The sequence below is a fragment of the Nostoc sp. NOS(2021) genome (assembly GCF_017115025.1).
Lineage (GTDB): Bacteria > Cyanobacteriota > Cyanobacteriia > Cyanobacteriales > Nostocaceae > Nostoc.
In genome coordinates, this window is sequence record NZ_JABXKM010000241.1 from 1 (window position 1) to 4943 (window position 4943).

Consider the following 4943-nt stretch of genomic DNA (forward strand, 5'->3'; position numbering starts at 1 on the left):
ACTTATCGGGGGTCTAACCTAGTATGGGTTAGACCCCTAATTCGCCAGCAGCATCTTTAAGAAGTCGGGGATCTGAGGTCAAGTGATTCAACTCCAAACTGAATTTTCCAACAAATAGGTACTAAACGGGTTGACAGTACCTATTTAATAGGTAAAGTACCTATTTCTTGCGCCAACGCGCATCTGGGCCTCGCCCCAAACATTCCAGCCGCCCGGAGGTACGCTCCTGACGTAGGATGCGGCGAATTAGGTCAATTCCCACCGTGGGACATCGTTCCTGTAAATCCTTGATAGAAAAATCGTAAGCAATATTGCCAATAGCATCTAGCAACATAGCTGTTTTAGCACCCTTGACCGAACTGACTAACCCAACTCGCTGCTCGAACTCTCGGTACGCCGACAGCACTACTACACCCAGAAAATACTCCCACCACGCCAACAAGCTATGCTGTCCTTGATGCCAGTTTTGCGACGATTGATAAAGTGTATCGTAGTAGCTTTCTTTTGTGCGTTCTACAATCCGTTCCAAGCTAATAAACCGACCCACTTCGTAATCAGCTTTGTACAGTAACAGTAGTGTTAGCAGCCGAGCCATCCGTCCATTGCCATCACTAAAAGGATGGATGCACAGAAAATCCAGGATGTAAGTGGGGATGAGCAGTAATGGCTCGATTTCCTCGGACTCAAAGAGGCGGTTGAACTGTTCGTGCAACCGTTGCATTGCATCTGGTGTCGCATAAGCTGGGAGTGGCCGAAATCTCACAACTTTCCTGCCATCTGGGTAAGTTTCGCTGATTTCATTATCTACCGACTTCCAGCGCCCACCCTCACCAACAGTAAACTGGTAAAGGTCACGATGCAGCTGTAACACCACTCCAGGGGTGAAAGGGATGTGAGCATAGCTGGTGTGGATGGTGGTAAGTACATCTCGATAGCCAGCAATTTCTTGTTCGGAGCGATCGCGGGGCGTAGTTTTTTCGGCTACCAGTTCCTTGATGCGTTCCAGGGGCGCTGTGATGCCTTCTATACGGTTGGAAGACTCGGTGCTTTGAATAATCGCCGCTTGACGTAGTGTCTCCAAAACTTGGGGCGACTGTTCTTTAAATAACTCCTGCTTGCCTTTGTACTCACCAATAAGCCGGACGGTACGCAGTAGATTTTGAGTAATTGGCTGGCGTTCGATAAAGCCTGGTTCAAGCGACTGCATCGATAGTTCCTATCAACTTAACCTCACCATATTCTCATTGCCTCGTTGTGTGAGTGCTAGGTATAAATAGAGAAGAAATGATTAACGGCTGTTTCTGTCCAAAAAACTTTCACGGTTGCAATCCAAATTTTGCACGTACTTCTTCAACAGAAACAACTCTTCCCGCTTCACTATCACTTAATCCCGCTTCTATTGCTTGTATTACATAGATTTCATACATTAAATCATCCCATGTCAAATTTTCTGGCAATTTGTCAATTAGCCGTCGTGCTTCTTCCTTGATATTTTTGATTTCCATGACATTCATTGACTACAATCGCGTCTATCTGGTTATTATAGCGATTCTCCTCAGTGATGTGATACCAAGTAATTTGCTAAACTCTGAATCATCATCAGGAGTAAGTGTAATGTTTCAAGCCTTACCAAAAACGATCGCTTTTGAAGAATTCCTCAATTGGAAGCCAGATGGCGGAGGCTATGAACTACACGATGGGGTAATTGTTGAAATGCAGCCAGTAGGAGATCATGAAGAGATTAATGGTTTTTTAGCTGGCGAAATAACTTTAGAGTTCAAACGATTAAAACTCCCCTACCTTATACCCAAGCAAGCGCTGGTCAAGGTTCCTGACAAAGAATCAGGTTATTCCCCTGATGTGATAGTGATAAATCAAAAGAATCTTTCAGCAGAACCGATGTGGAAAAAGTCTTCAACAGTTACTCAAGCTGCGTCCGTTCCCCTGGTTATTGAAGTCGTCACCACTAATTGGAGGGATGATTATGCATCCAAGCTGGTTGACTATGAAACTTTTGGCGTTCCTGAATACTGGATTGTTGACTATTTAGGTTTGGGCGGTAGAAGGTACATAGGTAATCCCAAACAACCGACAATTTCCGTTTACTATTTAGTGGATGGTGAGTATCAAGTTAACCTGTTTCGAGGTAGCGATGCCTGCGGCGGTAAACTACGCATCATATCGCCTACATTCCCAGAATTAAACTTGACTGCTGAACAGATTTTTCAAGCTGGGCGTTCAGAAAATCAATTATGACCGCAGTGCTGACACTCCCATAGGGCCACGAGTCACACCCAACTGATTTTGCAACTTCAACTCTCGCCAGAGTTGGGAACCTGTAATCTCACCTTGCAATAATTGACGATAGCAATGTATTGTTTTACTCACTTGATCTGGTGTTTCATTCACAAACTCGATGCGGAAGTGACGTAATCCCTGTTCTATCAGACGTTGTACGTACTCGGCTCCCGTTTGAGCAGTGCCGTTAAATACAGTATTGCGGCAACCTACATCTGCTTTGAGGACGTGTTCAGTACCTACACGGTCTTTTAATTTCACTTCCTGGTTTTCACAAGGTCGTCCACAGTTGGTGTAATCTGTACCCGTCGAAAGAAAGGCACAAAAAACACAATGCTCCATGTGAAACATCGGTATATGCTGATGGATTGTCACCTCAAACCACTGGGGTGGACAACTGGTGAGCAGGTCTTGTAGTTGGGTAATATTCAGGTCATACGATGCCGTCAGCCTTTCTAAACCAAAGCGTTGCTGAAAGTAGTCTGCTGTTAAGGGATTAGCAACATTGAGCGAAAAATCTCCGATACAACGGTCTGCTGCAAAGAATTGCAATTGGTCATAGTTCCGTATCAGATAGCCATCTGCTTCTGAGGCACGTACTTGCTGCAAAATCCAATTTTCCCCCGGTTTAGCAATTCGGGGTGGTGCAACCCAAATTGTGGGGAGTGGAGAGTTAAGAGTTAAAACTGAAGAATTTTCTGCTTTGTTTTTTTGCTGTTGTTGGCGTACCATTTGCACCGCGTCTCGGTAGGTGCGGGGATCTTCAAATTCACAATAGAGTGTTTCAATATCAGCTTTGAGGGCGGCTTGGAGTTGCTTGAGGTTTCTTATTAAGACGATGAGTGAGGGGGATGAGGGAGATGAGGCAGATGAGGAAGGGAGTAAATCTTGAAAAGAGACATCAGAACGTAATTGCCAGCGTTTGGGTTGACTTCGCAATTCTTCTAACTGCACCACGATTTCCCGCCGCATCCGGTTCAACTCACTTACGGGTAGCATAATCGCACCGATGAGGTGGTTGGTTAGCGTTCCCAAACAGAAGGGGGTATTACCTAAACGACCGAATTGTTCTTGTAAACGGTCTGTAACTAGAGGTTTGGTGTGCGCTTCTACTAGTGAAATTGCGGACTCAGTTTGTACAATATTACCGAATTGATCACGAGCGATCGCCATCAATGGCTGACCAACTTCTCCATAAATTTCTATATTAATGGGACGCTGAAATTGTGGGTTCTCGCCGGCAAAACTCTGACGCAGTTGCTTATCTAATTCTGGATCGCTGGTTTTCCAAATGCGATCGCCTATATGCACTCGGCGCAGGTTCAAGTCATTTCGACCAAAGGTTAGCATGGTTTCTTTACCTTTGGACACCACAGCATAAACCCGGCCGCCTTCTTCCTTCGCCTCTGGATGACCGCAGTCAAACACAATTCCATCCCCTGGTTTTACAGGCGCTTTCAATTTGACTGTTACCTGTTCGTTGTGAATGCGGGTGACTTCACCTAAATAAACCCCACGTTTTTTACCAAAGCGGGCATGAACTAGTTCCTGATTATTAATCCCGCCAAACCAGCCCGTGTAAAGTCCGCGAGAAAATGCCATCTCTAAGTTGTAGTGTTCCTGGTCTGATTGACCTCTCCCCCAGCCCCTCTCCGAAACGGAGAGGGGAGCCTTTATTCCCCCTTCCCTTGTAGGGAAGGGGGTTAGGGGGTTAGGTCTTTCCAATTCGTCCATCACCCCATTCAGGGCTTGCCGATAAACACGGGTGACATTGGCAACATATTCTGGAGCTTTCAGACGACCTTCAATCTTGAGAGAAGTTACTCCTGATTTCACTAAATCTGGCAGAACATCTAACCCTGCTAGGTCTTGAGGACTAAGTAAATATTTGCGTTCTTTTAAATTCACAATTTCCCCATCAACGATTAACTCGTAGGGCATCCGGCAAGCTTGGGCACATTCACCTCGGTTGGCAGAACGTCCGCCTAAAGCCTCGCTAGTCAAACACTGACCAGAATACGCCACGCACAAAGCACCGTGAACAAAGACTTCTAAGGGCAGCGAAGCTTCCTGTAGGGCAATCTGCTGCTGTATTTTATTGATTTCCTTGAGAGAACATTCACGCGCCAGCACCACCAATTGACAGCCGAGGGACTTGGCAAATTCCACCCCAGCCGCACTGGTGATCGTCATTTGCGTGGAAGCATGGATAGGAAAATTAGGGGACAGGTGACGGATGAGACGACAAATTCCGACATCCTGAACAATCACCGCATCCACACCTGCTGCAATAATTGTGCGGAGATATTGCTGTGCTTCTGCTAGTTCTTTGGGAAATATTAGTGTGTTGACAGTGACATAACCCTTTACGCCGCGATGGTGCAGAAATGTCATCAATTGGGGTAAGTCTGCCTCAGTAAAATTTTGTGCCCGCATTCTGGCGTTGAACCGATCCAAACCGAAGTAAATCGCATCTGCCCCATTTTCCACAGCAGCTTTGGCACAGTCCCAGTTACCTGCTGGCGCGAGTAGTTCAGGACGTTGAAGGGTGAGTTGGGAAGAAGGGCGATCGCTTTTCATCAGTCTTCGGGTTAAGTAGCATCATAGTGATTTTATCTAAGTTTGTGGGGGAGGGTGGGGAGGGG

The 4943-nt window shown here is 46.1% G+C and carries 4 protein-coding genes; 1 reads left to right on the top strand and 3 read right to left on the bottom strand.

Features of this window, described 5'->3' with window-relative positions:
* Positions 1-160: 160 nt before the first annotated feature.
* Positions 161-1207: a Fic family protein gene (locus HWQ41_RS25355; RefSeq protein ID WP_292769197.1), complete on the bottom strand. Its 1047-nt coding sequence runs from the start codon at positions 1205-1207 to the stop codon at positions 161-163.
* Positions 1208-1316: 109 nt separating this feature from the next.
* Positions 1317-1505 (bottom strand): hypothetical protein, encoded by a 189-nt coding sequence (locus HWQ41_RS25360; RefSeq protein WP_292769199.1) that lies wholly within the window; start codon positions 1503-1505, stop codon positions 1317-1319.
* Positions 1506-1614: 109 nt separating this feature from the next.
* On the opposite strand from HWQ41_RS25360, the gene HWQ41_RS25365 reads away from it, so the two are divergent.
* Positions 1615-2256, top strand: coding sequence for a Uma2 family endonuclease (locus tag HWQ41_RS25365; protein WP_292769205.1), 642 nt, complete (start codon positions 1615-1617; stop codon positions 2254-2256).
* Here the strand turns inward: HWQ41_RS25365 and HWQ41_RS25370 are convergent.
* On the bottom strand, positions 2251-4878 hold the full coding sequence (locus HWQ41_RS25370; protein ID WP_292769202.1) for a U32 family peptidase: 2628 nt from the start codon (positions 4876-4878) through the stop codon (positions 2251-2253). The two genes, HWQ41_RS25365 and HWQ41_RS25370, sit on opposite strands and share 6 nt — an antisense overlap.
* Positions 4879-4943 lie beyond the last annotated feature (65 nt).

Bases quoted from the DNA above. Each gene is read 5' to 3' on its own strand.
- HWQ41_RS25355 (WP_292769197.1), bottom strand. From the start codon at position 1,207: ATGCAGTCGCTTGAACCAGGCTTTATCGAACGCCAGCCAATTACTCAA.
- HWQ41_RS25360 (WP_292769199.1), bottom strand. From the start codon at position 1,505: ATGGAAATCAAAAATATCAAGGAAGAAGCACGACGGCTAATTGACAAA.
- HWQ41_RS25365 (WP_292769205.1), top strand. From the start codon at position 1,615: ATGTTTCAAGCCTTACCAAAAACGATCGCTTTTGAAGAATTCCTCAAT.
- HWQ41_RS25370 (WP_292769202.1), bottom strand. From the start codon at position 4,878: ATGAAAAGCGATCGCCCTTCTTCCCAACTCACCCTTCAACGTCCTGAA.